At 73.0% G+C, this 26,235-nt stretch carries 26 protein-coding genes; 15 read left to right on the forward strand and 11 right to left on the reverse strand.

Going from position 1 to position 26,235, the window contains the following annotated elements; all coding sequences use genetic code 11:
* The first annotated feature begins 181 nt into the window (after positions 1–181).
* From IE287_RS02685 to IE287_RS02735, 11 genes are all read left to right on the forward strand, one after another.
* Positions 182–1,486, forward strand: a complete 1,305-nt coding sequence (locus tag IE287_RS02685; protein WP_189847201.1) for a DUF6716 putative glycosyltransferase — start codon at positions 182–184, stop codon at positions 1,484–1,486.
* Positions 1,486–2,694, forward strand: coding sequence for an acylneuraminate cytidylyltransferase (locus IE287_RS02690; RefSeq protein WP_189847202.1), 1,209 nt, complete (start codon positions 1,486–1,488; stop codon positions 2,692–2,694). The genes IE287_RS02685 and IE287_RS02690 overlap by 1 nt, the downstream gene beginning before the upstream one ends.
* A gap of 13 nt (positions 2,695–2,707) precedes the next feature.
* Complete coding sequence (locus IE287_RS02695) at positions 2,708–3,601, forward strand: N-acetylneuraminate synthase family protein (protein ID WP_189847203.1); 894 nt, start codon at positions 2,708–2,710, stop codon at positions 3,599–3,601.
* Positions 3,598–4,710, forward strand: coding sequence for a hypothetical protein (locus IE287_RS02700; RefSeq protein ID WP_189847204.1), 1,113 nt, complete (start codon positions 3,598–3,600; stop codon positions 4,708–4,710). The genes IE287_RS02695 and IE287_RS02700 overlap by 4 nt, the downstream gene beginning before the upstream one ends.
* 116 nt (positions 4,711–4,826) lie before the next feature.
* Entirely contained in the window at positions 4,827–6,038 is a 1,212-nt protein-coding gene (locus IE287_RS02705) for an amidohydrolase (protein ID WP_189847205.1), read from the forward strand.
* A 256-nt stretch (positions 6,039–6,294) separates the two neighbouring features.
* Complete coding sequence (locus IE287_RS02710) at positions 6,295–7,353, forward strand: BMP family lipoprotein (RefSeq protein WP_189847206.1); 1,059 nt, start codon at positions 6,295–6,297, stop codon at positions 7,351–7,353.
* A gap of 216 nt (positions 7,354–7,569) precedes the next feature.
* On the forward strand, positions 7,570–9,177 hold the full coding sequence (locus IE287_RS02715) for an ABC transporter ATP-binding protein (protein WP_189847207.1): 1,608 nt from the start codon (positions 7,570–7,572) through the stop codon (positions 9,175–9,177).
* Positions 9,174–10,292 carry an ABC transporter permease gene (locus IE287_RS02720; protein ID WP_189847208.1) on the forward strand — a complete coding sequence of 373 codons (1,119 nt, stop codon included), beginning with the start codon at positions 9,174–9,176 and terminating at the stop codon, positions 10,290–10,292. The genes IE287_RS02715 and IE287_RS02720 overlap by 4 nt, the downstream gene beginning before the upstream one ends.
* Positions 10,289–11,551, forward strand: a complete 1,263-nt coding sequence (locus tag IE287_RS02725; protein WP_189847209.1) for an ABC transporter permease — start codon at positions 10,289–10,291, stop codon at positions 11,549–11,551. The genes IE287_RS02720 and IE287_RS02725 overlap by 4 nt, the downstream gene beginning before the upstream one ends.
* Positions 11,548–11,952 (forward strand): cytidine deaminase, encoded by a 405-nt coding sequence (locus IE287_RS02730; protein ID WP_189847210.1) that lies wholly within the window; start codon positions 11,548–11,550, stop codon positions 11,950–11,952. Before IE287_RS02725 ends, IE287_RS02730 begins: the two co-directional genes overlap by 4 nt.
* Before the next feature lie 85 nt (positions 11,953–12,037).
* The gene (locus tag IE287_RS02735; RefSeq protein WP_189847211.1) at positions 12,038–13,315 is read left to right on the forward strand and encodes a thymidine phosphorylase; all 1,278 of its coding nucleotides are present in this window, start codon (positions 12,038–12,040) and stop codon (positions 13,313–13,315) included.
* A gap of 158 nt (positions 13,316–13,473) precedes the next feature.
* On the opposite strand, the gene IE287_RS02740 is transcribed toward IE287_RS02735, so the two are convergent.
* On the reverse strand, positions 13,474–14,127 hold the full coding sequence (locus IE287_RS02740; protein WP_189847212.1) for an HAD family hydrolase: 654 nt from the start codon (positions 14,125–14,127) through the stop codon (positions 13,474–13,476).
* 51 nt (positions 14,128–14,178) lie between these two features.
* Here IE287_RS02740 and IE287_RS02745 point away from each other — a divergent pair, with 51 nt between their 5' ends.
* Positions 14,179–14,445, forward strand: coding sequence for an STAS domain-containing protein (locus IE287_RS02745; RefSeq protein ID WP_229883234.1), 267 nt, complete (start codon positions 14,179–14,181; stop codon positions 14,443–14,445).
* 6 nt (positions 14,446–14,451) lie between these two features.
* Here IE287_RS02745 and IE287_RS02750 read toward each other — a convergent pair whose 3' ends face one another.
* From IE287_RS02750 to IE287_RS02760, 3 genes are all read right to left on the reverse strand, one after another.
* A complete protein-coding gene (locus IE287_RS02750; RefSeq protein ID WP_189847213.1) occupies positions 14,452–15,423 on the reverse strand; it encodes a sigma-70 family RNA polymerase sigma factor in 972 nt (323 codons plus the stop codon).
* Positions 15,424–15,502: 79 nt separating this feature from the next.
* Positions 15,503–16,210 (reverse strand): L,D-transpeptidase family protein, encoded by a 708-nt coding sequence (locus tag IE287_RS02755; RefSeq protein WP_189847214.1) that lies wholly within the window; start codon positions 16,208–16,210, stop codon positions 15,503–15,505.
* Between the two features lie 101 nt (positions 16,211–16,311).
* Complete coding sequence (locus IE287_RS02760; protein WP_189847215.1) at positions 16,312–17,571, reverse strand: MFS transporter; 1,260 nt, start codon at positions 17,569–17,571, stop codon at positions 16,312–16,314.
* A 62-nt stretch (positions 17,572–17,633) separates the two neighbouring features.
* On the opposite strand from IE287_RS02760, the gene IE287_RS02765 reads away from it, so the two are divergent.
* Entirely contained in the window at positions 17,634–18,623 is a 990-nt protein-coding gene (locus IE287_RS02765; RefSeq protein WP_189847216.1) for a LysR family transcriptional regulator, read from the forward strand.
* An 81-nt stretch (positions 18,624–18,704) separates the two neighbouring features.
* Here the strand turns inward: IE287_RS02765 and IE287_RS02770 are convergent, their stop codons facing one another.
* Positions 18,705–19,484 (reverse strand): alpha/beta hydrolase, encoded by a 780-nt coding sequence (locus IE287_RS02770; protein WP_189847217.1) that lies wholly within the window; start codon positions 19,482–19,484, stop codon positions 18,705–18,707.
* An 88-nt stretch (positions 19,485–19,572) separates the two neighbouring features.
* Complete coding sequence (locus tag IE287_RS02775) at positions 19,573–20,358, reverse strand: GNAT family N-acetyltransferase (protein ID WP_189847218.1); 786 nt, start codon at positions 20,356–20,358, stop codon at positions 19,573–19,575.
* 197 nt (positions 20,359–20,555) lie between these two features.
* Between IE287_RS02775 and IE287_RS02780 the strand changes: the two genes are divergently transcribed.
* Together IE287_RS02780 and IE287_RS02785 are read left to right on the forward strand one after the other, a co-directional pair.
* Positions 20,556–21,710 (forward strand): adenosine deaminase, encoded by a 1,155-nt coding sequence (locus tag IE287_RS02780; RefSeq protein ID WP_189847219.1) that lies wholly within the window; start codon positions 20,556–20,558, stop codon positions 21,708–21,710.
* Between the two features lie 187 nt (positions 21,711–21,897).
* On the forward strand, positions 21,898–22,278 hold the full coding sequence (locus IE287_RS02785) for a hypothetical protein (RefSeq protein ID WP_189847220.1): 381 nt from the start codon (positions 21,898–21,900) through the stop codon (positions 22,276–22,278).
* Positions 22,279–22,372: 94 nt separating this feature from the next.
* Here IE287_RS02785 and IE287_RS02790 read toward each other — a convergent pair whose 3' ends face one another.
* The 5 genes from IE287_RS02790 to afsQ1 all read right to left on the reverse strand — a co-directional run bounded on the left by IE287_RS02790 (position 22,373) and on the right by afsQ1 (position 26,114).
* Positions 22,373–22,579: a PspC domain-containing protein gene (locus IE287_RS02790; RefSeq protein WP_189847221.1), complete on the reverse strand. Its 207-nt coding sequence runs from the start codon at positions 22,577–22,579 to the stop codon at positions 22,373–22,375.
* 90 nt (positions 22,580–22,669) lie between these two features.
* Positions 22,670–23,236, reverse strand: a complete 567-nt coding sequence (locus IE287_RS02795) for a VanZ family protein (RefSeq protein WP_189847222.1) — start codon at positions 23,234–23,236, stop codon at positions 22,670–22,672.
* Positions 23,237–23,275: 39 nt separating this feature from the next.
* A complete protein-coding gene (locus tag IE287_RS02800; RefSeq protein WP_189847223.1) occupies positions 23,276–23,878 on the reverse strand; it encodes a hypothetical protein in 603 nt (200 codons plus the stop codon).
* Complete coding sequence (locus IE287_RS02805) at positions 23,875–25,539, reverse strand: ATP-binding protein (RefSeq protein ID WP_189847224.1); 1,665 nt, start codon at positions 25,537–25,539, stop codon at positions 23,875–23,877. The genes IE287_RS02800 and IE287_RS02805 overlap by 4 nt, the downstream gene beginning before the upstream one ends.
* Entirely contained in the window at positions 25,437–26,114 is a 678-nt protein-coding gene (afsQ1, locus tag IE287_RS02810) for a two-component system response regulator AfsQ1 (protein WP_189847225.1), read from the reverse strand. The genes IE287_RS02805 and afsQ1 overlap by 103 nt, the downstream gene beginning before the upstream one ends.
* Positions 26,115–26,235 lie beyond the last annotated feature (121 nt).

Genomic DNA, 26,235 nt, shown 5'->3' on the forward strand with positions numbered 1-26,235 from the left:
CCGGCCGGGGGCTTTTCGGTGAACACGAAGCGGCGGGCTGATTAACCGCCTTTCCCTCAGGGGATTTCGGGCCGTCCAACGGCTGAATCCCGGGCCGCTTCAGATCGCGGAGAGGTGCTGTTCACCGTTTGTTGCCGCCCAGTTGGGCCGTTGACCCGAATGCCCTTCTAGCGTCCTCGACGTGCCAGCAAGTTCCAGTGAAGCGGTACGGATCGCCGTACTCGCGGATTCCGACACCCGGTGGAAATGGGGTGCGCTCACCGCGCGCCGCATCACCGCGGCCGACGCCCCGGGCGCCGAGAGCGAGCCGACCGGCTTCGTGCTCCGCGGCCGTGCCACCCCCACCGCCCGCCAGCTCGCCGAGACGGGGGCCTCCACGGCCGCCCCGCGCGAGGTGACCGGCGCGGAGTTCCTGCGCGAGGTGCGGGACGCGGAGGCGCGCGGCGAGCGGTACGACGTGGTCGTCCTCGCGCTGGTGGGCGGCACGGTCCGGGCCGTGCTCCAGGGCCTGGCCGACCTCGGCCTCGACCGCCGGCCGGTGGTCGTCACCGGATACGTCGGGGTGGTCTACGAGAAGCTGGCCGACGGACTGCTGCTGCGCCACGGCGCCGATGTCGTCCTCGCCAACTCCCGGCACGACGCGGACCGGTTCCGCGCCGTGTACGAGGGGGTGGGCGCGGGCGCCGAGTCGGTGGTCGAGGCGGCCCTGCCGTTCCTCGGCGGCGCCCCGTACCGCCCCGAGGCGGGCCGCGACACCCTGGTGTTCGCCGCCCAGCCGTCGGTGCCGGTCACCCGCGCCGAGCGGGTGTACGTCCTGGAACGACTGGTCCGGCACGCCCGGCTGCACCCGGGGCGCGAGGTCCTCCTCAAGCTCCGCTCCAAGCCCGGCGAGCACACCACGCACCTGGAGGAGCACCCGTACCAGCGGCTGGTGCGCGACCTGGACCCGCCCGCCAACTTCCGCCTGGTGTACGGGCACATGGGCGAGGTCCTGGACCGCACCGACCTGCTGGTCACCGTCTCCTCCACCGCCGCCCTGGAGGCCCTGCACCGCCGGATCCCCACCGCGGTCCTCACCGACTGCGGGGTCCGCGAGGTCAACGGCAACCACCACTTCATCGGCTCCGGCCTCCTCACCTCCTTCGACCGGCTCGACCGGGGCGAGGCGCCCGAGCCCGACGAGGCGTGGCTGGCCCGCCAGGGAGTGGCCTCCGAAGGGGGGTACGACTCCGCCTTCGACGCCGCGCGCGAGCGGGTCGCGGCCCTCCTCGCGCGGCCCGGACTCCCCCCGATCAGCCCCTACTACACCGCGGAGACGGCCCCCGGCTACCTGCCGGGGATCCTCGCCCGCCACCGCCTGGACGTCTCCGCGCCCCCGGTCCGCGACAGCGGGCTGCGCCGGATCGTCCGCGAGGCGGCGCGCGGCGCCTACCGCCACGGCGTCCAGCGCGTGGCCCCCGTCGTCCGACGCCTGGGAGAACTGTGATGACCGTGAAGAAGCCGAGCCCCACCGTGCTGGCCGTCATCCCCGCGCGGGGCGGTTCCAAGGGCGTCCCCGCCAAGAACCTCGCCCCGGTCGCCGGGATCCCGCTGGTCGGCCGGGCCGTCCGCGCCTGCCTCGACGCCGCGGGCGTCACCGACGTCGTGGTCTCCACCGACGACCCCGCCATCGAGGCCGCGGCCCGCTCCTTCGGCGCCGGGGCCGTCCGCCGCCCGGCCGCGATCGCCGGCGACACCGCCACCAGCGAGTCCGCCGTCCTGCACGCCCTCGACGCCTTCGAGGCGGAGCGGGGCCGCACCGCCGACGTGGTCCTCCTCGTCCAGTGCACCAGCCCCTTCCTCACCGCGCGGGAGGTCGCCGAGGCCGTCGGCCGGATCGTCTCCGGCACCGCCGACACCGCCTTCACCGCGGCGCCCTCGCACGGCTTCCTGTGGCGGGAGACGCCCGACGGCGCCACCGGCGTCAACCACGACAAGGCCCACCGCCCGCGCCGCCAGGACCGCGAGCCCGAGTACCTGGAGACCGGCGCCGTCTACGCGATGGACGCGGCCGGGTTCCGTACCCACGGGCACCGCTTCTTCGGCCGCACCGCCGTCGTCGTCACCGACCCGGCCCGCGTCCTGGAGATCGACGACCCGCACGACCTGGCCCGCGCCAAGGCGCTGGCGCCGCTCCTCGACGAGCCGGCCACCCCGTCCTTCGCCGACGTCGACGCGGTCGTCCTCGACTTCGACGGCACCCAGACCGACGACCGGGTCCACCTCGACGCGGAGGGCCGCGAGTTCGTCTCCGCCCACCGCGGCGACGGCCTCGGCATCGCGGCCCTGCGCCGCGCCGGACTGCCCGTCCTCATCCTCTCCACCGAACAGAACCCCGTCGTCGCCGCCCGCGCCCGGAAGCTGCGGATCCCCGTCCTGCACGGGATCGACCGCAAGGACCTCGCCCTCAAGGAGTGGTGCGAGGCCGAGTCCATCGACCCCGCGCGCGTCCTCTACGCCGGCAACGACGTCAACGACCTGCCCTGCTTCCACCTCGTCGGCTGGCCCGTCGCGGTGGGCAGCGCCCACGACTCCGTCCGGGCCGCGGCCCGCGCGGTCACCGTCACCCCGGGCGGCTTCGGCGCGATCCGCGAGATCGCCGCCTGGCTCCTCGGACCCGAGCTGAACACCCCTGCCACCCCTCTCGCCAACTGAAGGAAGCACCACCATGAGCACCCGTCTGCGCACCCTCGGCTCGAAGACCGCCGGCCCCGGTCGGCCCGTGTACATCACCGGTGAGATCGGCATCAACCACAACGGCGACCTCGAGAACGCCTTCAAGCTGATCGACGTGGCCGCCGAGGCCGGCTGCGACGCCGTGAAGTTCCAGAAGCGCACCCCGGAGATCTGCACCCCGCGCGACCAGTGGGACATCGAGCGCGACACCCCCTGGGGCCGGATGACGTACATCGACTACCGCCACCGCGTCGAGTTCGGCGAGGACGAGTACCGCCAGATCGACGAGCACTGCAAGAAGCGCGGCATCGACTGGTTCGCCTCCCCGTGGGACACCGAGGCCGTCGCCTTCCTGGAGAAGTTCGACGTCCCGGCCCACAAGGTCGCCTCCGCCTCGCTCACCGACGACGAGCTGCTGCGCGAGCTGCGCGCCACCGGCCGCACCGTCATCCTCTCCACCGGCATGTCGACGCCGAAGCAGATCCGCCACGCGGTCGAGGTCCTCGGCAGCGCGAACATCCTGCTCTGCCACGCCACCTCCACCTACCCGGCCAAGGCCGAGGAGCTGAACCTGCGCGTCATCCAGACGCTCCAGGAGGAGTACCCGAACGTCCCGATCGGCTACTCCGGCCACGAGACCGGCCTCCAGACCACCCTCGCCGCCGTCGCCCTCGGCGCCACCTTCGTCGAGCGCCACATCACCCTCGACCGCGCCATGTGGGGCTCCGACCAGGCCGCCTCCGTCGAGCCGCAGGGCCTGGAGCGCCTCGTCCGCGACATCCGCACCATCGAGACCGCGCTCGGCGACGGCGTGAAGAAGGTGTACGAGTCGGAGCTCGGCCCGATGAAGAAGCTCCGCCGGGTCCAGGAGCCCGTCACCGCATGACCGGCCGCCTGGCGTTCGTCGAGAGCCCCGTCCAGCTCCTGAACGTCCTGGAGTGGGCCCACGCGCGCGGCCGGGGCGGCGCCCCGGCCGCGGAGCCCGGCCCCGCCGCCCCGGCTCCCGCCTCCGCCCCCGACGGCCTCCGGATCGTCGTCCTCTCGCCGACCGACCCCATGTCGCGGGGGCAGCTGCGCCGGATGGCCCAGCTCGCGCGCGACGAGGGGTTCACCGTGCACTGGCAGGAGGCGCGGGCGGGGCGCGGCGCGCTCGCGCGGACCCTGCGGGAGCTGGGCGGGCCGCTGCGCGCCGCCGAGCGCGTCGTCGTCGGCGACCCGTTCTCCCGCTACGTGCAGCTGCTGCTCACGCTCTTCGGCCCCCGGCACGTCACGGTCGTCGACGACGGCACCGCGACCATGGAGTTCGCCGCCCAGCTCGCGGGCGGGGAGCGGCTGGTGCGCTGGCACCGCAAGGGCTCGCTGGGGCCGCGCGAGCTGGTCCTGGCCCCGGTCACCTCGCTGGCCCGGCGCCGGCTGGCGCCCGGGCCCCGCAGGACCGTGGAGATCTTCACCTCGCTCCCGGTGCAGGCCCCGCCCGGCACCGAGGTCACCGAGAACGCCTACGCGTGGACCCGGGCCCGCTTCGGTCCGCCCGCGCTGACCGGCGGCGCCGACCTCGTGGGCACCTCGCTGGTGGAGACCGGGGTGGTGGACGCCGACCACTACCTGAGGGTGGTCGGGCAGCTCGCCCGCGCCCACGGCGCCACCCGCTACTTCGCCCACCGCCGCGAGACGCCGGAGAAGCTGCACCGGGTCGCGGTCGAGACCGGCCTCCAGGTGGTGCGCCCCGACCTGCCGCTGGAGCTCATCGCCCGGCGCGGTCCGATCGGCTCCACCGTCGTCAGCTTCCCGTCCACCGTCGTGCACACCCTGCCGCTCGCCCTGCGGGGCACGGGGGTCAAGGTGGCCGTCTGCGAGATCGCACCCGAATGGCTGCGTGCCACCGCCTCCCCGAGGGCCCAGGGCTTCCTCTCGGGCGTCGTCGGCACGGCGTCGGGGGCGGACCGGCTCACCCCGCGCACGGGAGCGGCGGTCGACCGGCTCGAATTCGGGTGACCATACCCATACGGAGGGTGTCCCATGCACGCCAAACCGAGATTCTTTCCCCTAAGGGGCTGAACTTTTCGTGATCAACGGGCAGTTGATCACCGGATGGGCCTACCCTTCAAAGGGTGAACCAGTTGAAGACCCGTGAGCCCGGATCCTTCACCCTGCCCGGAACGCTGCCCTCCGCCCTGCGCGACGAACTGATCGCCTTCCGCAGGGACTTGCACATGCACCCCGAGCTCGGCAACCAGGAGTTCCGCACCACCGCCGCGCTCAAGGCCCGCCTGGAGGCGGCCGGCCTGGCGCCGCGCGTCCTCCCGGGCGGCACGGGCCTCATCTGTGACATCGGCACCTGGGACGGCGGGCGTCCCATGCTCGCCGTCCGCGCCGACCTCGACGCCCTCCCCATCCCGGACGCCAAGACCGTCGCGTACCGCTCCACCGTGCCCAACCGGGCCCACGCCTGCGGCCACGACGTGCACACCACCACCGTCCTCGGCGCCGGCCTCGTCCTCGCCGGGCTGGCGCGCGAGGGCCGGCTGCCGCGCCCGGTGCGGCTGGTCTTCCAGCCCGCCGAGGAGGTGCTGCCCGGGGGCGCCGCCGACGCGGTCGCGGCCGGCGTCCTCGACGGCGTCGGCCGGATCATCGCCGTCCACTGCGACCCCAAGGTCGACGCCGGGAAGATCGGCCTGCGGGTCGGCCCCATCACCTCCGCCTGCGACCGGCTGGAGGTCACCCTCGACGGCCCCGGCGGTCACACCGCCCGCCCGCACCTCACCACCGACCTGGTGACCGCCGCCGCCCGGATCGCCACCGACGTGCCGGCCGTCCTCGCCCGCCGGGTCGACGCCCGCTCCGGCCTCTCGGTCACCTGGGGCCGGATCGAGGCGGGCCACGCGCCCAACGTCATCCCCCAGCACGCCGAGCTCTCCGGCACGGTCCGCTGCCTCGACCTGCCCGCCTGGCGCGACGCGCCCGACCTGGTGCACGCCGCCGTCGACGAGGTCGCTGCCCTGCACCGGGCCAAGTCCACCGTCAACTACGTCCGCGGCGTCCCGCCGGTCGTCAACGACGCGGTGATCGTGGAGCTGCTCCGCGACGCCATGACGGCCCGGCTCGGGATCGACTCGATCGAGGACACCGAGCAGAGCCTCGGCGGCGAGGACTTCTCCTGGTACCTGGAGCACGTCCCCGGCGCCATGGCCCGGCTCGGCGTCCGCACCCCCGGCGACCTCCGGGTCCGTGACCTCCACGCGGGCGACTTCGACGTCGACGAGCGGTGCATCAGGACCGCCGTGGAGCTCTTCACCGCCGCCGCGCTGATCGACGCCGACTGACCCGGCCGGACGGGGCGCCGCCTCCTCGCCGCCGGCGGGGGAGCGGCGCCCCTCGCGCCGGTCCGCCCCATCTCGGCTGATGACACGGGGTTGCGCCTTGATCGCGAAGTGTGTACGGGTACGCTGGCCTGTGGGTTCGCGTCGATACGGTAACGACTCATGAACGGGTCTTTAACTGACATCTACGCGCGTTACGATCGCCGCAAAGCCAGCGCCGGAAGAGGCGCTTTCGGTCAGTCTTGAAGGGACCCTCCTCTTGCGCCGGATCACCAGGATCACCACCGTGGGCATCGCCTCCGCGGCGCTCGCGCTGTCCGCCACCGCCTGCGGCAAGTCCTCCTCCGAGGGCGGCTCCGCCTCCACCTCGGACTCGAAGGCCACCAAGGCCGCCATCGCGTACGACATCGGCGGCCGCGGCGACCAGTCCTTCAACGACGCCGCCTACGCGGGTCTGAAGAAGGCCGAGGACGAGCTCGACGTCGACGGCTCCGAGGCCGAGCCGTCGTCCGGCGAGGGCGACGCCGACAAGGTGCAGCGCCTCACCTCGCTGGCCCGCGCCGGCAACAACCCGGTCATCGGCGTCGGCTTCGCCTACGCCCCGGCCATCAAGAAGGTCGCCGCGCAGTTCCCGGACACGACCTTCGGCATCATCGACGACACCTCGGTGACCGGCAAGAACATCGCCAACATGGTGTTCAACGAGGAGCAGGGCTCCTACCTGGCCGGCGTCGCCGCCGCCAAGGCGTCCAAGACCGGCACGGTCGGCTTCATCGGCGGTGTCGAGGTCCCGCTGATCAAGAAGTTCGAGGCCGGCTTCGCGCAGGGCGTCAAGGACACCAACCCCAAGGCGAAGGTGCTCACCCAGTACCTGACCCAGCCGCCGAACTTCGACGGCTTCGCCAAGCCCGACCTCGGCAAGGCCGCCGCGGAGGGTCAGCTCGACAAGGGCGCCGACGTGATCTACGCCGCCGCCGGTCTGGCCGGTTCCGGCTCGATCGAGGCCGCCTCCAAGGCCGGCAAGTGGGCCATCGGCGTCGACTCCGACCAGTACAACCAGGCCGGTCTCGCCGAGTACAAGGACTCGATCCTGACCTCGGTCACCAAGGACGTCTCGGACTCCGTCTACAACCTGATCAAGTCGGTCAAGGACGGCAAGCCGCAGACCGGTGAGGTCCGCTACGGCCTCGCCACCGACGGTGTCGCCCTGGCCGACTCCAACCCGAAGTACAAGTCCATGACGGACCTGATCGCCGCGGTGGACCAGGCGAAGAAGGACATCATCGACGGCAAGATCACGGTCAAGACCGCCCCGTAAGGCGCGCAGGTCACGACCAGTTGCCCGCGGGCCCGGCCCCGGTGGGACTCCCACCGGTACCGGGCCCCGGGCCCATTCCCGTACGGGTTTTCACTTTTCGGCAGCGCTACGCGTGTAGATGTCGCACCGGCACGATAACTTCGCCCCGCCCTGCCCTCCGCTCCCACTCCTTTCGGCCAAGGAGAGTGCGTCATCAACGCGTCCAGCCCCCCTGCCGTGGAACTCCACGGCATCACCAAGCGCTTCCCCGGCGTCGTCGCCAACAAGGACATCGCGATCACCGTCCGCAAGGGCACCGTGCATGCCCTCATCGGTGAGAACGGTGCCGGCAAGTCGACCCTCATGAAGATCCTCTACGGCATGCAGAAGCCGGACGAGGGCACCATCGCCATCGACGGGGAGCAGGTCACCTTCGCCAGCCCCGGCGACGCCATCGCGCGCGGCATCGGCATGGTGCACCAGCACTTCATGCTCGCCGACAACCTCACCGTCCTGGAGAACGTCGTCCTCGGCGGCGAGAAGCTCTACGGCATCGGCGCCAAGGCCCGCAGGAAGATCCAGGAGATCTCCGACGCGTACGGCCTCGGCGTCCGCCCCGACGTCCTCGTCGAGGACCTCGGCGTCGCCGACCGGCAGCGCGTCGAGATCCTCAAGGTGCTCTACCGCGGCGCGAAGATCCTCATCCTCGACGAGCCGACCGCCGTCCTCGTCCCGCAGGAGGTCGACGCGCTCTTCGACAACCTGCGCGAGCTCAAGGCGGAGGGCCTCACCGTCATCTTCATCTCGCACAAGCTGGGCGAGGTCCTGAAGGTCGCCGACGACATCACCGTCATCCGGCGCGGCACCACCGTCGGCACCGCCGACCCGAAGACCGCCACCACCAAGCAGCTCGCCGAGCTGATGGTCGGCAGCGAGCTGCCCTCCCCGGAGACCCGCGAGTCGACCGTCACCGACGTCGCGATGCTCCGGGTCGAGAACCTCACCCTCCTGGAGGGCGGTGCCACCGGCGCCCCGCTGACCACCGCCGCCCCCGCGGACCCGTCGAGCACGACGGTCGTCCAGGAGGTCGCGGCCGGCCGCAAGCTGCTCGACGACATCTCGCTCACCATCCACAAGGGCGAGATCCTCGGCATCGCCGGCGTCGAGGGCAACGGCCAGACCGAGCTCATCGAGGCCCTGATGGGCATGGCCTCCCCCGACGCGGGCGTCATCACGCTCGACGGCGAGGACATCTCCAGGGTCTCCGTGCGCAAGCGCCGCGAGGGCGGCATCGGCTACATCCCCGAGGACCGGCACCGCCACGGCCTGCTGCTTGAGGCCCCGCTCTGGGAGAACCGCATCCTCGGCCACGTCACCGAGGAGCCCAACTCCCGGCGCGGCATCCTCGACCCGAAGGCCGCCCGCAAGGACACCGAGCGGATCGTCCGCGAGTACGACGTCCGCACCCCGGGCATCGACGTGACCGCGGCCTCCCTCTCCGGCGGCAACCAGCAGAAGCTGATCGTCGGCCGCGAGATGAGCCACAACCCCAAGTTCCTGATCGCCGCCCACCCCACCCGCGGCGTGGACGTCGGCGCGCAGGCGCAGATCTGGGACGCGATCCGGGACGCCCGCCGCGAGGGCCTGGCGGTGCTGCTGATCTCCGCCGACCTCGACGAGCTGATCGGCCTCTCCGACACCCTCCGGGTCATGTACCGCGGCAAGCTCGTCGCGGACGCGGACCCCGCCACCATCACGCCCGAGGAGCTGGGCTCCGCCATGACCGGCGCGGCCTCCGGCCACCTCGAAGGCACCGAGCAGTCCGAAGACGGTGACGCCCGATGAAGAAGATCGACAAGGACAAGCTGATCATCGGGGCCGCCGGCCCGGTGCTCGCGCTCGTCTCCTCGTTCGTCCTCACCATGCTGGTGCTGCTCGCGACGGGGCTCGACCCGATCGAGCCGATCCGGCTGATGATCGAGAACGCCGAGTACGCGGACATCCAGGTCCTCATCGTCAACCAGACGGGGATCTTCTACCTGGCAGCCCTGGCCGTCGCCATCGGCTTCCGGATGAACCTCTTCAACATCGGCGTCGACGGCCAGTACCGCCTCGCCGCGATGATCTCGGCCGTGGTCGGCGCCTCCGTCGAGCTGCCCGGTCCGCTGCACATCCTGCTGATCGTGGTCGTCGCGATCCTCACGGGCGCCTTCTGGGCCGGCATCGCCGGCATCCTGAAGACCACCCGGGGCGTCTCCGAGGTCGTCTCGACGATCATGCTGAACGCCATCGCGACCTCCCTGATCGCCTGGCTGATCCTGCCGGCCAACTTCGGCGTCCAGCCCGAGGGCTCCAACGACCTCACCACCGGCGAGATCGCCGAGTCCGGCTGGTTCCCCGGCATCGACATGGGCCAGGGCAACGGCGAGATCTACGGCTTCACCTTCGTCGCGCTCGCCCTCGGCGTCGTCTACTGGTTCGTCCTCAACCGCACCCGCTTCGGCTTCGACCTGCGCGCCACCGGCGAGAGCGAGTCCGCGGCCCAGGCCAGCGGCGTCGACGCCAAGAAGATGATCCTCACCTCGATGCTCATCTCCGGCGGCCTCGCGGGTCTCTCCGGCATGCCCACGCTGCTCGGCGACACCCACACGTACAGCCTGTCCTTCCCGGTCGGCGTCGGCTTCACCGCCATCACGATCGCCCTGCTCGGCCGGAACAACCCGGTCGGCATCCTCTTCGCCGCCCTGCTCTTCGCGTTCCTGGAGAAGGCGTCCTCGAACCTGGACGTCGCGGGCTACCCGAAGGAGATCACGCAGATCATGCAGGGCATCATCGTGATCGCCGTGGTCGTCTCCTATGAACTCGTCCGCCGATACGGCACCCGCCGCCAGCAGCAGAAGGTCGGCGAGGAGCTCGCCGCCGGTGGTGCCATCAAGACCGACAAGGAGGTCTCGGCATGAGCACCGGCACTGTCGCCAAGCCGAGCGCCGCACCCAAAGGCACCGGGCGCCGCAAGCTGACCTGGCCGTGGATCCTGCTGATCGTCGCGGCCGGACTCGTCCTCTTCTCCCTGGTCCGCGTCGTCTCCGGCGCCGACGACCTGACCTCCGTCGGCCAGGTCTCCGGCGCGCTCCGCCTCGCCGTCCCGATCGGCCTCGCCGGCCTGGGCGGCCTGTGGGCCGAGCGCGCGGGCGTGGTCAACATCGGCCTCGAAGGCATGATGATCCTGGGCACCTGGTTCGGTGCCTGGGCGGGTTACCAGTGGGGCCCCTGGGTGGGCGTCCTCTTCGGCCTCCTCGGCGGCGCGCTCGGCGGTCTGCTGCACGCGATCATCACGGTCACCTTCAACGTGAACCACATCGTCTCCGGTGTGGCGATCAACATCCTCGCGGCCGGCTTCACGATGTACCTGTCGAACTTCACGTTCGGCGAGGCCGAGGGCGGCTCCTCCAAGCAGTCCCCGCGCATCGACCCCATCACCGACATCACGATCCCCGGGTTGTCGGAGTGGCTGGCCGACCTCCAGCAGAAGCACTGGTTCCTGATCTCGGACGTCGCCGGCATCCTCGGCGGCCTGGTCACCAACCTGTCGCTGCTGACCGTCGTCGCCATCCTGCTGGTCCCGGCCACCTGGTGGGTGCTGTGGCGCACCGCCTTCGGCCTGCGCCTCCGCTCCTGCGGCGAGAACCCGGTCGCCGCCGAGTCCCTCGGCGTCAACGTCTACAAGTACAAGTACATCGCGGTCACCATGTCCGGCGCCCTCGCCGGCCTCGGCGGCGCCTTCCTCGCGATCGTCGCCACCGGCATCTACCAGGAGGGCCAGACCGGCGGCCGCGGCTACATCGGTCTCGCCGCGATGATCTTCGGCAACTGGATGCCCGGCGGCATGGCGCTCGGCGCCGGCCTCTTCGGCTTCACCGACAGCCTCAAGATCCGCGGCGGCGCCGAGAACGTCCACGCGCTGCTGCTGCTCGTCGCGATCCTCCTGGTGCTCGCCGCCGCCTGGCAGCTGTACAAGAAGAAGTACGTGCCCGCCGTGATCGCCGCGGTCTTCGCGGTCGGCTTCTTCCTCTGGTACGCGCTGACCGACCAGGTCCCCAGCCAGTTCGTCGACGCCGCCCCGTACATCACCACCCTGCTCGTGCTGGCCCTGTCCGCCCAGCGGCTGAGGATGCCGAAGGCGGACGGCCTGCCCTACCGGAAGGGCCAGGGCAAGTGACGACGCCCTCCGCCGAGCCCGACTGGGAGGCCCTGCGGGCGGAGGCGCGGGCCGCGATGGCCCGCGCCTACGCCCCCTACTCGGGCTACCCGGTCGGGGCGGCCGCCCGCGTCGACGACGGCCGCACGGTCTCGGGCTGCAACGTCGAGAACGCCTCCTTCGGGCTCGGCCTCTGCGCCGAGTGCGGCCTGGTCTCCCAGCTCCAGGCCACCGGCGGCGGCCGGCTCACCCACTTCGTGTGCGTGGACGGCCGGGGCGAGCCGCTCGTCCCCTGCGGGCGGTGCCGGCAGCTCCTGTACGAGTTCGGCGGCCCCGAGCTCGTCCTGGAGACGCCCGCCGGGTTCCTGACCCTGGCCGAGATGCTGCCGCAGGCCTTCGGCCCGGACCACCTCGCCACGTAGCACCTCGGAGCGGCCCTTCCGACACCATGGGAGGGGCCGCTCCTCCCGTTCCCCCCTCTATGCGCGTAGAAAGAGGCACCACGACATGGACGTCATCTCCGTCATCCGCACCAAGCGGGACAAGGGCGAGCTGAGCCCGGAGCAGATCGACTGGGTCATCGACGCCTACACCCGCGGCGCGGTCGCCGACGAGCAGATGTCCGCCCTGGCGATGGCCATCCTGCTCAACGGCATGAACCGCGACGAGATCGCCCGCTGGACGGCGGCCATGATCGCCTCCGGCGAGCGCATGAACTTCGACGCGCTCTCCCGCCCCACCGCCGACAAGCACTCCACCGGCGGCGTCGGCGACAAGATCACCCTCCCGCTCGCCCCGCTCGTCGCCGCCTGCGGCGCGGCCGTCCCGCAGCTCTCCGGCCGCGGCCTCGGCCACACCGGCGGCACCCTCGACAAGCTGGAGTCCATCCCCGGCTGGCGCGCCCTCCTCTCCAACGAGGAGATGCTGCACGTCCTCGACACCACCGGCGCGGTCATCTGCGCCGCCGGCGACGGCCTGGCCCCCGCCGACAAGAAGCTGTACGCGCTCCGCGACGTGACCGGCACCGTCGAGGCGATCCCGCTCATCGCCTCCTCGATCATGTCCAAGAAGATCGCCGAGGGCACCGGCTCCCTCGTCCTCGACGTCAAGGTCGGCACCGGCGCCTTCATGAAGACCATCGAGGACGCCCGCGAGCTGGCCTCCACCATGGTCGCGCTCGGCACCGACAGCGGCGTGAGGACGGTCGCGCTGCTCACCGACATGTCGACCCCGCTCGGCCTCACCGCCGGCAACGCCCTGGAGGTCCGCGAGTCGGTCGAGGTCCTGGCCGGCGGAGGCCCGCAGGACGTCGTCGACCTGACGATCGCCCTCGCCGCCGAGATGCTGGCCGCCGCCGGCATCGAGGACGCCGACCCGGCGAAGGCCCTCAGGGACGGCTCGGCCATGGACGTCTGGCGCCGGATGATCGCGGCCCAGGGCGGCGACCCGGACGCGACCCTCCCGGTCGCCCGCGAGCAGCACGTCGTGACGGCCCCGGCCTCCGGCGTCCTGACCCGCCTCGACGCCTACGACATCGGCATCGCCGCCTGGCGCCTGGGCGCCGGCCGCGCCCGCAAGGAGGACCCGGTGCAGGCCGGCGCGGGCGTCGAGCTCCACGCCAAGCCCGGTGACACGGTCACGGCGGGCCAGCCCCTCCTCACCCTCCACACGGACACCCCGGAGAAGTTCGACTACGCCCTGGGCTCCCTGGAGGGCGCCTGGGACATCGCCCCGGCGGGCACGGAGTTCCAGGCGACCCCGATCGTCCTGGACCGCATCGCGTAGGACCTCCGGCATGTGCCGGTGACGCCTTCGGGCGAACGGGACCGAGGGACCTCCCTCGGTCCCGTTCGGCATGCTGGGCCCGGTGCCGCCCGGCGACGTCCACCGGGTCCCGGGCGCCGCCCCCTTCGGCATCGGCCTCGACGCCGCCGGGTTCCCCGTCAGCCGACCCCCAGCAGCCCCGGCAGCTCCCGCATGTGCCCGAAGAGCACCGTGCCCGGGCCTTCGAGGTGGGACGCGAGGGTGAGGCCGCCGGTGTAGCCGAAGGCGCGCATGCCGGCGGCGCGGGCGGCCTGGACGCCGTAGCGGCTGTCCTCGACCACCGCGCAGCGCTCCGGCGGAACCCCCATCGCGGCGGCGGCGTGCAGGAAGAGGTCCGGGGCGGGCTTGCCCCGGTCGACGTCACGGGCGCTGAACATCCGCTCCTCGAAGCGCTCCAGCAGGCCCGTCCTGCCGAGGTTCCTGCGGATGGAGGCGTGGCTGCCGTTGGAGGCGAGGCAGTACGGGACGGCCAGCGCGTCCAGCACGTCGGCGACCCCCTCCACCGCCGTCAGCTCCGCGTCCAGCACGTCCTCGTACCGCTGCCTGAACGGCGCGTCCCAGCCGGGTTCCAGGGGGCGGCCCCGCCGCTCGGCGACGATCGCGGTGAGCATGTCCTTCGAGGAGCCCACGAAGCGCTCCACCATCTCCGCCTCGGTGAAGTCGGCCCCCAGCTCGGCGAAGACCTCCCGGTCCACCCGGCAGTAGAGCCGCTCGCTGTCCACCAGAACGCCGTCACAGTCGAAGATCACCAGTTCGACGGGGTGAGAAGTCATGATCGCGAGCCTAGCGCGATGACTTTCCCGGCCCCCGGCGGTCATCCCCTCGTGGACACCAGTCAGCCCCTCGTCGTGACCCTGCCCGCCGCGCCCACCCGGGAGGAGGTCGCCCGGCTCTGCGCGGGCCTGGCCGCCGCCCCGCCCGGGGACGTGCGGTGCGAGCTCGACCCGCGCGCGGGCGGGCTCGTCGCCGTCGACGCCCTGGCGCGGCTGGCGCTCGCGGGGCGCAGGGCGGGCCACCGGCTCACCTTCCACGGAGCGGGGCCCGACCTGGCCGCCCTGCTCCGCCTCACCGGCCTCGACGAGGTGCTCTGAGCCGGGCTACGCCTCCAGCCGTTCCGGCAGGTCGAAGAGCGGGAACCAGCGCGGGGTGTCGAGGAAGAAGTCCATCCCCGCCACCTTGCCGTCCCGCACCTCCAGCACGATCAGGGCCCACGGGCTGTAACCGCCCTCCGGGTCCGGGTGGTAGTGCGCGAAGGCCGGCGAGCCGTTGGCGACCGTCGGCAGCAGCTTCGAGCCGCGGCAGACGTCGCCGACGCCCAGCATCCACCCGACGATGTCGTCGTGGCCCCGGAGCCAGAGGTCGAACGGCGGCATGGACATGGTCGCGTCCTCGTGCAGGAGCGCGGTCAGGGCCTGCATGTCGTAGCCCTCGAAGGCGGCCACGTACCGCTCCAGGAGCGCCTGCTGCTCCGCGTCGAGCGGGTCGGCCGCGTCGGACGCGGCCGGTGCCTGCTCGGCGATGGTCGCCCGGGCCCGCTGGAGCGCGCTGTTCACCGAGGCGACCGAGGTCCCGAGCAGCTCGGCCACCTCGCTCGCCTTCCACGCGAGCACCTCGCGCAGGATGAGCACCGCCCGCTGCTTGGGCGCCAGGTGCTGGAGCGCGGCGACGAAGGCGAGCCGCACGGTCTCCCGGCTCAGCGCCGTCTCCGCCGGGTCGCCGGCGGACGGCATCACCCGTCCGTCCGGGATCGGCTCCAGCCAGGTGATCTCCGGCTGCTTGACGAGCTGCGCCTGGGCGACGGGCGTCGGGCCGGAGAGGTCCATGGGCCGCGCCCTCCGGTTGCCCGCGCTGAGCGCGTCGAGGCAGACGTTGGTGGCGATCCGGTAGAGCCAGGAGCGCAGGGACGAGCGCCCCTCGAAGGAGTCCAGGGCCTTCCAGGCCCGCACCATCGTGTCCTGCACCGCGTCCTCGGCCTCGAAGGAGGAACCGAGCATCCGGTAGCAGTAGCCGGTCAACTCGCGCCGGTACTTGTCGAGTTCATCGGTCGTCACCACGGCGGTCTCGCCCATCGCGTCCCCACTCACCCCTCACCGGCACCCGTTCGGTGCCGGTGGGAGCGAAGCTACCGCAGCGCACCGACAGCCGGGGTCAGGTTCCCGGCTTGCGCCCGTAGACGTAGACGTCGTCGCCGTTGCGCAGCAGGTTCCAGTACGCCTTGGCGTCGGCCGAACGCATGTTGACGCAGCCGCCGGAGCCCGGCGGGTTCCACATCGACTTGGTCGTGGAGTGGAAGGCCTGCCCGCCGTCGAAGAACTGCGAGTACGGCATGGAGACGTTGTACAGCGTCGACCAGTGGTTGATGTTCCGCCAGTAGATCTTCTTCAGGCCGGTACGGGTCTCGGTGCCGTCCTTGCCGGTGCGCACCGGCACCGGGCCGTACTTCAGGCGCGAGCCGTCCTGGATCCAGCTGAGCTGGCGGGTGAGGTCCACGCAGGCGATCCGGCCCTTGTTGGTCGGACACTTGCCGGCCTTGTTCGGGTTGGTCCCGGCGGCCTTCTGCTGGTTCATCGTGTCCATGGTCCGCCAGGTCAGCGGACCGGCGTAGCCGGCGGTCGGCAGGATGCCGTGCTTGCGCTGGAAGGCCTGGATGGCCTGGCAGTCGCCGAGCGACTGCCGCCCGTCGACGGTGCGGCCGAGGAACTTCTCGACCTGCTTCTGGTACGGCCCCGTCGTCACGTTGCACGACGCGGCCCGGGCCGGCGACGCGCCCAGCACGAGGGCGGCCGGAACGAGCAGCGAGGTGAGGCCGGCGGCTATGCCGGCTCTCCTCCCCGCACGGTTCGCGAATCGGTTCATGATCGTCAACTCCCCCTAGGGTCCTGACATGTGGGACGGTCGGGGGAGCCCTTCAGTTGCACCGGGACCGGAGCCGTGACCGTACGGTCACACAGGCGTGCTCAGGCCGTCACCGGGTGGATCCTGCGGGCCTCGACGCGCGCGCTGTGGGAGCCGTACAGGGTGATCGAGACGACGCCGGCCACCGCCACCAGGCCGATCGCGACCGTCCCGGCCCAGCCGCCCGCGTGGAAGGCGATCGCACCGAGCGTGCCGCCCGCGCTGGAGCCCAGGTAGTACGCCGACTGGTAGAGCGCCGAGGCCTGCGCCCGGCCCGTCCTCGCGGTCCGGCTCACCGAGGAGGACGCCACCGCGTGGCCCGCGAAGAAGCCGGCCGTGATGAGGACCAGGCCCGCCAGGACCGCCGCGAGGGAGTCGGAGAGCGAGAGCAGCAGGCCCGCCGTGGTGGTGGAGACCGCCAGGTACAGCGCGCCGCGCCGGCCGAGCCGGCCGACGAGCCCCCCGGCCGCCGCCGAGGAGACCGTACCGACCAGGTAGACGAGGAAGATCGAGCCGATCACGCCCTGCGGCAGCGAGAACGGGGCCTCCGCCAGGCGGTAGCCGATCACCGTGTACACGGCGCCGAAGACGGTCATGAAGAGCGCGCCGATCCCGTACAGGCGCAGCAGCAGCGGGTCCGCGAGGTGCGTCCGCACGGCGCCGAGGAGCGCCTTCGGGTCGAGGGCGGCGGGGGCGAAGTGCCGGGCCTTCGGGAGCAGCGCCCGGAAGGCGAGCGCGCACACCAGGGAGGTCAGGCCGACGGCGGCCAGACCGGCCCGCCAGCCCCACATCTGCGCCACCCAGCCGGTGACGATCCGGCCGCTCATGCCGCCGATCGAGTTGCCCGCGACGAAGAGGCCGATGGCGCCGATCAGCGCCCGGGGCCGCACCTCCTCGGCCAGGTAGGCCATCGCCGAGGCCGGCAGTCCGGCCAGCGCCGCGCCCTGGAGCGCCCGCAGCGCGACGAGGACCTCCAGATTGGGCGCGAGGGGCACCAGGAGCGCCAGGCCGACCGCGAGCGTGAGGGAGGCGGTCATCATCGCGCGCCGGCCGAAGCGCTCCGACAGCGCGCTGAGCGGCAGCACGCACAGGGCGAGCGCGCCGGTCGCGGCGGAGACGGTCCAGGAGGCGGCCGAGGCGGTGGCGCCGAACTCGGCGGAGATCGCCGGGAGGAGGGCCTGGGTGGAGTAGAGGAGGGCGAAGGCGGCCAGGCCGGCGGCGAAGAGCGCGAGGCTCATCCGGCGGTGGCCGGGGGCGCCCGGGGCGAGGCGGGTGTCGGCGGACGCGGGTGTGGCGTCCGCCTTGGTACTGGCGGAAGGCATGTCACGAACGTAGGACGCTCCGCTTCATGCGTCCAATGCACGGAACTGCTGTAATCGTTCCCGTGGCGCATGAATACAGGTCACAGCCGCGGCTGTCACCGAACAGTAACGAAGAAGACATGGGGCTGCTGCTCGCCCCGCGGCTCGCGTACTTCGCGGCGGTCGCCCGGCACGAGCACGTGACCAGGGCGGCGGCCGAGATGGGCGTGCCGCAGTCGACGCTGTCGCGGGCGATGGTCCGGCTCGAAGCGGACCTCGGCGTCGCGCTCTTCGCCCGGCGCGGCCGGACGGTCGCGCTCACCCCGGCGGGCCGCCGCTTCCTGACCGCGGCCGAGCGGGCGCTGGCCGAGGTCGAGCGGGCCGCCGACACCGTGCGGGCCGACGCCGACCCCACGGCCGGGCGGGTCGCCTTCGGCTTCCTGCACACCATGGGCTCGGAGACCGTGCCCGCGCTGATCCGGGCCTTCCGGGTGGACCACCCGAAGGTCCGCTTCACCCTGGTCCAGAACTACGGCGAGGCGATGATCGAGCGGCTCCGCGCCGGCGAGCTCGACCTCTGCCTGACCTCGCCGGTGCCGGACGCCCCCGATCTGGTCGGCCGCCGCCTGGACGAGCAGCGGCTGCGGCTCGTGGTCCCCGACGACCACCGGCTGGCCGGCCGCCGCCGCATCCGGCTCGCCGAGGCCGCCGAGGAGACCTTCGTGACCCTCGAACCGGGGTACGGGCTCCGCCGCATCACCGACGACCTGTGCGCCGAGGCGGGCTTCACGCCCCGGATCGCCTTCGAGGGCGAGGAGGCCGAGACCCTGCGCGGCCTGGTCGCGGCCGGCCTCGGGGTGGCGCTCCTGCCGCCGCCGGCCGTGGCCCGCCCCGGCGTCGTCGAGCTGACGGTCACCGCCCCCCGCGCGGTCCGCGAGATCGGCGTCGCCTGGCTGGACGGCCACCCGGACACCGCCCCGGTGGCCGCCTTCAAGAGGTTCCTGCTGAGCAGGCGCGGCCACCTCCTCCCGAAGGAGTCCCGGCCGCCCCGGGAGGACCCGCCGCCGGCGTGAGCCGGCCGCGGGCTCCGGGCCGGCGCACGCCCGGGGAGCGCCCGGTGCCGGCGGGAGCCGGACGAGGGCGTCCGGGGCGGCTCAGCGCCGGCGGGCGCCGGATCCGAAGCCGGCGGCCAGCGGCATCCGCAGGCCGATCGGCGGAGGGGCCGCCATCGCGTCCGTCAGCGGCCGGGTGACGGGCCGCGCGAAGAGCGCGCCGAGCACGAAGTCGGCGGCGAGCGCCCGCACCTCGTCGGCGTACTGGCGCAGCCCGTGCCCGTCCGCGTGCACCTCGAAGCGGCAGGTGTCCCGGTTCGCCTTCTTGGCGCGCACCGCGTAGCGGAAGGACAGCTCGGGGTCGGTGCGGGAGTCGTTGGTGCCGTGCACGAGGAGGACCCGCCGCCCCACCAGCTGCCGTACCGGCTCGGGTTCGGCGGCCACGTCCTCCTCGGGCAGCCAGGGCGCGAGCGCCAGGACCGCGCCGACCGCCGGGTGCCCGGCCGCCCGCAGCGCCGCCCGGGCGCCCATCCCGTGCCCGATCAGGCAGACCGGTACGTCGCCGTAGCGGCGCACGGCCTCGGCGACGGCCCAGGAGGCGTCGGCCGCGAGCTCCGCGTCCGCGCCGTTCCAGCCGCGCCCCCGGTAGCGCACCACCTGGGCGACCAGCCCCTCCGCCCGCCCCGCGCGGGCGAGTTCGCGCCCGAGCGGCAGTGCGGCGGCGTGCGCCCGGGCGGAGGCCCGGCGCCCCGACACCGGCTCCCCGTCCGGCAGGAGCAGCGCCACGCCGCCCACCCCCGCCGCGGACCGTGAAACCCCGACAGGCCGACCGAGCCGGGGTCTCCGGCCGTCGGCAGTCCCCACGAGTGCGTACTGCGCCATGACAGAACAGTCTCAGAAGCGGAGGTGTACGGCAGTCGTACGCGCGGTCTCTGTTGCGTATCGCCGTCCGGACGAACCGCCTTCCGTTCTAGGAGCGTTCGAAACAGTGCACGGTGTCCACCGTGACGAAGCCCCGCCGTTCGTACCAGCGGCGCGGCCAGTCGTCCGCGAAGGCCGTCAGGAAGCGGGTCGGGCAGCCCGCCCCGTCGGCGAGCCGCAGCGCCGTGTCCAGGACCACCCCGCCGTGCCCCCGCCCGAGGTGGGAGGCGGCGGTGACCAGGTCCTCTACCTGGGCCGTGCCGGTGGCCGGGTCCAGGTAGAGGTCGGCCCACGAGACGACCTCGCCCCACTCGTCGTGCGAGGCGAGGAAGCGCACGTCGGGGGCGCCCCGGTGGCGGGCCGCCCGCCGCTCGACCAGGGTCCGCACCACCTCCTCGCCGGCCCCCGGGAGGAAGCGCCGCCAGCTCTCGGCGACCGGGCCGCGCAGCGCCGGCAGCTCCACCTCGCGGGCGCCGCCGCGCTCCGGCACGGGCCCGGTGTGCACCATCACGAGCACCTCGGAGTGGGCGTACCCGGCCCGGACCAGCGGCTGCGCGCAGGCCCGTCCGGCCTCGTCGCCGAGCACCTGGACGGACCGGTGCGGCAGGTGCCCGAGCAGCTCCTCGGCCACCGCGGGCAGCCGCTCCGGATCCGTCGGGCCGTCCACGAGCAGGTGGTTGTCGCCGTACGACAGGGCGTAGGCGTCGTCGAGGGCGGCGAAGCCGCCGGGGAAGACGGCCGTCCGGGCCGCCTTCCTGCGCGCGAAGGCGGACAGGAAGGCCCGGGCGCGGGCGGGTTCGGCGGGGAGTCCGCCGGCCGGTGGTGCGGTGTCCATGCGGCCACCGTAGCCAGCCCGCTCCCGGGCCCGCACCCGGAAAACCGGGGTGCGCCGCGGGGCGCCCGGCGCCCGGGGGGCCGGTACCGGCGCCGGGGCGGCCGGCGCCGGGGAGGCCGGGTCCGCACCGGAAGACGCGGCACCGGATCCGGTGCCGACAAGGCGTGTTCTACGCGCGTAGGGGCTAGAGTGCGGCAATGACGAGCCAGACATCCCACGTTCCCACCGCGGACCAGATCCGCCGTGCCCCGAAGGTGCTGCTCCACGACCACCTCGACGGCGGACTGCGCCCCGGCACGATCATCGAACTCGCCCGTGAACAGGGCTACTCGAGACTGCCCGAGACCGAACCCGACAAGCTCGGCATCTGGTTCCGCGAGGCCGCCGACTCCGGCTCGCTGGAGCGCTACCTGGAGACCTTCGCGCACACCTGCGCCGTCATGCAGACCCGCGAGGCGCTCTTCCGGGTCGCCGCCGAGTGCGCCGTCGACCTCGCCGAGGACGGCGTCGTCTACGCCGAGGTGCGCTACGCCCCCGAGCAGCACCTGGAGGCCGGGCTGACCCTGGAGGAGGTCGTCGAGGCGGTCAACGAGGGCTTCCGGGAGGGGGAGCGGCTGGCCCGCGCCGCGGGGCACCGGATCCGGGTCGGCGCCCTGCTCACCGCCATGCGGCACGCGGCCCGCGCCCTGGAGATCGCCGAACTCGCCAACCGCTACCGGGACGACGGCGTCGTCGGTTTCGACATCGCGGGCGCCGAGGCCGGCTACCCGCCCACCCGCCACCTCGACGCCTTCGAGTACCTCAAGCGGGAGAACAACCACTTCACCATCCACGCCGGCGAGGCCTTCGGGCTGCCCTCCATCTGGCAGGCCCTCCAGTGGTGCGGCGCCGACCGGCTCGGCCACGGCGTCCGGATCATCGACGACATCGAGGTCGGCGAGGACGGCGAGGTGCGGCTCGGCCGGCTCGCCGCCTACGTGCGCGACAAGCGGATCCCGCTGGAGATGTGCCCCACCTCCAACCTCCAGACCGGCGCCGCGGCCTCGTACGCCGAGCACCCCATCGGCCTGCTCCGCACGCTCCACTTCCGCGCCACCGTCAACACCGACAACCGGCTGATGAGCGGCACCAGCATGAGCCGGGAATTCGAGCTCCTGGTCGACGCCTTCGATTACACGCTCGACGATCTCCAGTGGTTCACGGTCAATGCGATGAAATCAGCGTTCATTCCTTTCGATGAACGACTCGCCATGATCAACGACGTGATCAAGCCGGGATATGCCGAACTGAAGTCCGAGTGGCTTTTCCGGCAGACCGCCACGACCAGCGCTTCTTCGGCCGGGGAGGGCTGAGGGCAGACCGCGGAGGGGCCCGGGGGCGGCCGGGGGAGACGACACCGGGCGGCATTGTGGTGATTGCGGTCGGGGGGCGGGGCGGTTAGTTTGCGGAGCTGCTCTGCATGTCCGGATTCCCCTGTTCCGGATTTGTTCTCCTGAAAGTCCCGAAGCTCAGCCCCCAAGCCCAAGGAAGATTCATCAGATGAAGCAGTCTGCCGCCAAGAAGCTCGGTGTCGCCGCCCTCGGCGCCGCATTCGCCGCTGCCGCCGCCGGCACGGCCTCCGCGGCCCCGCTCCCGGCACCGCTCGACGGCGCCGACGCGCTGGGCTCCGTGACCCAGCTCGCCCCGCTGGGCGACGGTCTCACCACCCTCCCCGACGGTGCGGGCGAGTCCCTCGCCGCCGGCCAGGGCGCGCTCGGCCAGGGCCTCGACCAGGGCGTGAAGACCCTCCCCGCGGCGGCCGGCCAGGCCACCCAGAACCTGCCGACCGACGCGGCCGCCGGCGCCCTCGGCGCCACCCCGCTCGGTGCCGCCACCGGCCTCCTCGGCGGCCTGCCGCTGGCCGGCCTGCCGATCGGCTGACCCGCACCACCCCACGCCGAAGGGGCGCGCACCCGGAAGAACCCGGGTCCGCGCCCCTTCGGCGTACCTCCGTGACGGCCGCGCCGCCGCACGGCTACCAGGCGGTCGCCTTCTCCGCCTTCGACGCGCCCGGCAGCAGCAGCCACAGCGCCAGGTAGAGCAGGAACTGCGGGCCGGGCAGCAGACACGAGGCCAGGAAGATCACGCGCATCGTCAGGGCGGAGGTGCCGAAGCGCCGGGCGAGCGCCGCGCACACCCCGCCGATCATCCGGCCTTCACGCGGGCGGATCAGTGCGGCCATGGTGGGCTCCTTCGTCGGTTCCGGAAGACCGCTCCCTCGGGCCTCCCGATGACTCCATGGTGCCGCCCGGCCCCGCCCTGCGACGTCGGTCTACCGGGCGATCGGCACCCTGGGAATCCTCGGGGTACGACCCTGATCCGGGTCCTTCCCGATCACGACCCGCCCCCGGCCGGGACCCCGCCCCGAGGAGGAGGTCCCCCGGCGCCGCAGCCGCGTCCGCGCGGCCGGCACCACCAGGAGGTGCGCGAGCGCCACCCCGAGCGTGTTCAGGAGCACCGAGTCCACGTCCACGACCTGCCCCGGCACGGCCGTCTGCAACAGCTCCAGGGCCAGGGACACCAGCGCCCCCGCCGCCGTCGTCCGGGTCAGCGACCCCCAGCGGGACACGTCGAGCCGGCCCTCGCACATCGGCAGCAGCACCCCGAGCGGGGCGAGCAGCAGCAGCCCCCCGGCGATCTGCCGGGCCGCCTCGGCGGGCCCGAGCGCCAGATCGGCGCGGAGCCCGGCCAGCGGGACCGTGTTCGGCGCGGTCACCCAGGCCACGTCACGGGGGAGCAGACCGGCCCAGGCGACGAACAGCAGATGCGCGACCAGGAGCACGAACCCCGTCACGCGGACGACCACGGCGGTGTTCCCGCCCGAACCTTGACGCTGCACGCCCCCCAAGACGCGGTCCGCGCGGGGAACGGTTCCGTTTCAGCCCGCCGGCGTCACCGGGACGGCCGAAGCCGGCGCGGTCGGCGGCGCCGACTCCGGACGCTCCCGCAGCTCCGTCGTGCACCGGTACCGCTTCGGCGGGTACGCCCCCGGGCCCGCGAGCAGCACCGTGTGCCCGCCCGCGCCCGCCGAGCTCTCCGCGAAGGTGCACACCAGCTGCGACAGCGCCGCCGGCGCCAGGTCCTCCGGCTGCCGGCTCAGCCGCAGCGTGCCCTCCGGGTCCCCGCTCCGGCCGCCCGCCACCTTCAGCGGAGCCCGTACCGCCGTGGTGAAGCCGGCCTGCCGCTCCGCCTCCGACGGCTCCGCGAGCAGCTGCGCGAGCAGCGCCGACGCCGTCCGCACCGGATCGCCGCTCGCCTTGTCCTCCGGCTGCGGCGACCTGCGGTCCACCGGCTCCAGCTGCGAGCCGCACACCAGGAAGGCCCGCACCGGCACCCCCTGCGCCGGGGCCGGCGCCTCCGTCACGTGGCACGGCACCCGCGACGGGGCCGCGCCCGCGTCCACCGGCACCGACGTCGTCCTGATCCCGCAGCCGGCGAGGAGCAGCACGAGCCCCGCCGCCGCGGCCGTCCGCAGCCTCACTCGTCCGTCCCCTCGCCCTGCCGGGAGCCGGTGCCCAGGGCGCGGGCGACCGCCGACGCGTCCCGGGGCAGCCGCAGCACGAACACCGCGCCGTCCACGGCCCCGTCCTCGCCCGTCGAATTGGCGGCGGAGATCGTCCCGCCGTGGATGAGCGCGTTCTCCATGGCGATCGACAGGCCCAGTCCGGAGCCGTCCGAGCGGGGCCGCTGCGCGCTCGCCTTGTAGAAGCGGTCGAAGACGTGCGGCAGCACCTCCCCGGGAATGCCGGGCCCGTGGTCGCGCACCGCGACGACCAGCTCCTCCTCGCCGGAACCGTCCTCCGCCGCGCCCTGCTCGGTCCGCACCGAGACCCGCACCGGCGAACCGCCGTGCTTCAGCGCGTTCCCGATCAGGTTCGCCAGGATCACGTCCAGCCTCCGCGGATCGAGCCGGCAGACGATGCCGCGCTCCGCGTCCAGGTCCACCGCGTCCAGCCAGGCCCGCGCGTCGATGCACGCGGTGATCTGGTCGGCGATGTCCACGTCGTCCAGGACCAGCCGGGCGGTGCCCGCGTCGAAGCGGGTGACCTCCATCAGGTTTTCCACCAGGTTGTTCAGCCGCCGGGTCTCGCTCACCACGAGCGCCACCGCCGGGGCGATCATCGGGTCCAGGGAGTCCTGCTCGTCCTCCAGGACCTCCGTCACCGCCGTCAGCGCGGTCAGCGGCGTCCGCAGCTCGTGCGACATGTCGGCGACGAACCGCCGTGAGGACTCCTCCCGGGCGCTCATGTCCGCCACCTTCTTCTGCAGGTTCTCCGCCGCGCTGTTGAAGGTCCGCGACAGATCGGACAGTTCGTCCGCGCCCGAGACCCGCAGCCGGGTGTCGAGCTTGCCCTCGCCGAGCTGCCGGGCCGCCTCGCCGAGCCGCCGCACCGGCCGCAGCACCGTCGACGCCGCCACCTGCGCGAGCAGCACCGAACCGATCACCGCGAGCCCGGTCGCGATCCCCAGCGACCACGACAGCGAGTTGAGGTCCGCCTTCTCCGCCGCCAGCGACTTGAACATGTACCCGGTGGGACCGCCGCCGTCGATCCGCGTCCCCCCGACCAGGTACGGCGTCCCGCCCCGCTCGGTCCGCTGCCAGAACAGGTGGTACGCGTACGGGTTCGCGTCCGTCACCGGGCGCCGGGTGCCCACCGCCTCCCGCAGCGCCACCGGCACGTCGGCCAGCGTGAACACGTCCGGGTCCGAGGCGCCCACGATCGGCTTCCCCGCCGCCCGCTCGCCGAGCAGCAGCACCTGGTAGCCGGAGCCGTTCTCCGTCATCTCCTCGGAGGTCCGCCGCAGGTCCTCCTGGGTCGGCCGCAGCGGCAGCGTCGCCACCCGGTTCTGCATCTCGCCCCGGAAGTCGTTGAGCGCGCTGTCCTGGGTGCGCTTGAGCACCGCCTCGCGGTTCAGCCAGTACGCGATCCCCGACGCCGACACCGCGGCCGTCAGCGCCACCAGCGCGAACACCACGACGAGCCGCAGGCGCAGACTGGACAGCCGCAGCCGGGCGAAGGCCCCCCTGTTCCCCTTCGTCACGCAGGGACGTCCAGCCGGTAACCGACGCCCCGCACCGTGCGGATCAGGGTCGGCGAGGACGGCACGTCCTCCACCTTCGCCCGCAGCCGCTGGACGCACGCGTCCACCAGCCGCGAGTCGCCCAGGTAGTCGTGCTCCCACACCAGCCGCAGCAACTGCTGCCGGGACAGCGCCTGTCCGGGCCGCCGGCTCAGTTCGAGCAGCAGCCGCAGCTCGGTCGGGGTCAGCTGGAGGTCGAGGCCGTTCTTCGTCACGGTCATCGCCGCCCGGTCGATCACCAGCGACCCGTAGGTCGCCGAGTCCGTCGACTCCCGCTCGCCGCGCCGCAGCACGGCCCGGATCCGGGCGTCGAGCACCCGTCCCTGCACCGGCTTCACCACGTAGTCGTCGGCACCCGACTCCAGACCCACGACCACGTCGATGTCGTCGCTGCGCGCGGTCAGCAGGATGATCGGGAGCTGGTCCGTGCGACGGATCCGCCGGCACACCTCGAACCCGTCGATGCCGGGCAGCATCACGTCGAGCACGATCAGGTCCGGCCGCTGCTCCTTGAGCAGCAGCAGGCCGTCCTCGCCCGACGCGGCGGTGGCCACCCGGTGGCCCTGCCGGGACAGGGAGAGTTCGAGGGCCGTGCGGATGGCGTCGTCGTCCTCGATCAGCAACAGAAAAGGCACGGGCGCCATTCTGGCTCATGAGCCGTCCGAGTTCGACCGCCCGGAGGCGCGCTTCCGTCCCGGCCCCTGTGACACGTCTGTGACAGTCGGCGGACAACGCCATGAAGTCCGGCGGGCAAGC

The sequence above is a fragment of the Streptomyces omiyaensis genome, assembly GCF_014650895.1.
In the GTDB taxonomy this organism is placed as follows: Bacteria; Actinomycetota; Actinomycetes; order Streptomycetales; family Streptomycetaceae; genus Streptomyces; species Streptomyces omiyaensis.

Coding starts and splice junctions, on each gene's coding strand:
- IE287_RS02690 (WP_189847202.1), top strand. CDS start 1,486: ATGACCGTGAAGAAGCCGAGCCCCACCGTGCTGGCCGTCATCCCCGCG.
- IE287_RS02695 (WP_189847203.1), top strand. CDS start 2,708: ATGAGCACCCGTCTGCGCACCCTCGGCTCGAAGACCGCCGGCCCCGGT.
- IE287_RS02700 (WP_189847204.1), top strand. CDS start 3,598: ATGACCGGCCGCCTGGCGTTCGTCGAGAGCCCCGTCCAGCTCCTGAAC.
- IE287_RS02720 (WP_189847208.1), top strand. CDS start 9,174: ATGAAGAAGATCGACAAGGACAAGCTGATCATCGGGGCCGCCGGCCCG.
- IE287_RS02725 (WP_189847209.1), top strand. CDS start 10,289: ATGAGCACCGGCACTGTCGCCAAGCCGAGCGCCGCACCCAAAGGCACC.
- IE287_RS02735 (WP_189847211.1), top strand. CDS start 12,038: ATGGACGTCATCTCCGTCATCCGCACCAAGCGGGACAAGGGCGAGCTG.
- IE287_RS02740 (WP_189847212.1), bottom strand. CDS start 14,127: ATGACTTCTCACCCCGTCGAACTGGTGATCTTCGACTGTGACGGCGTT.
- IE287_RS02750 (WP_189847213.1), bottom strand. CDS start 15,423: ATGGGCGAGACCGCCGTGGTGACGACCGATGAACTCGACAAGTACCGG.
- IE287_RS02755 (WP_189847214.1), bottom strand. CDS start 16,210: ATGAACCGATTCGCGAACCGTGCGGGGAGGAGAGCCGGCATAGCCGCC.
- IE287_RS02760 (WP_189847215.1), bottom strand. CDS start 17,571: ATGCCTTCCGCCAGTACCAAGGCGGACGCCACACCCGCGTCCGCCGAC.
- IE287_RS02770 (WP_189847217.1), bottom strand. CDS start 19,484: ATGGCGCAGTACGCACTCGTGGGGACTGCCGACGGCCGGAGACCCCGG.
- IE287_RS02775 (WP_189847218.1), bottom strand. CDS start 20,358: ATGGACACCGCACCACCGGCCGGCGGACTCCCCGCCGAACCCGCCCGC.
- IE287_RS02780 (WP_189847219.1), top strand. CDS start 20,556: ATGACGAGCCAGACATCCCACGTTCCCACCGCGGACCAGATCCGCCGT.
- IE287_RS02785 (WP_189847220.1), top strand. CDS start 21,898: ATGAAGCAGTCTGCCGCCAAGAAGCTCGGTGTCGCCGCCCTCGGCGCC.
- IE287_RS02790 (WP_189847221.1), bottom strand. CDS start 22,579: ATGGCCGCACTGATCCGCCCGCGTGAAGGCCGGATGATCGGCGGGGTG.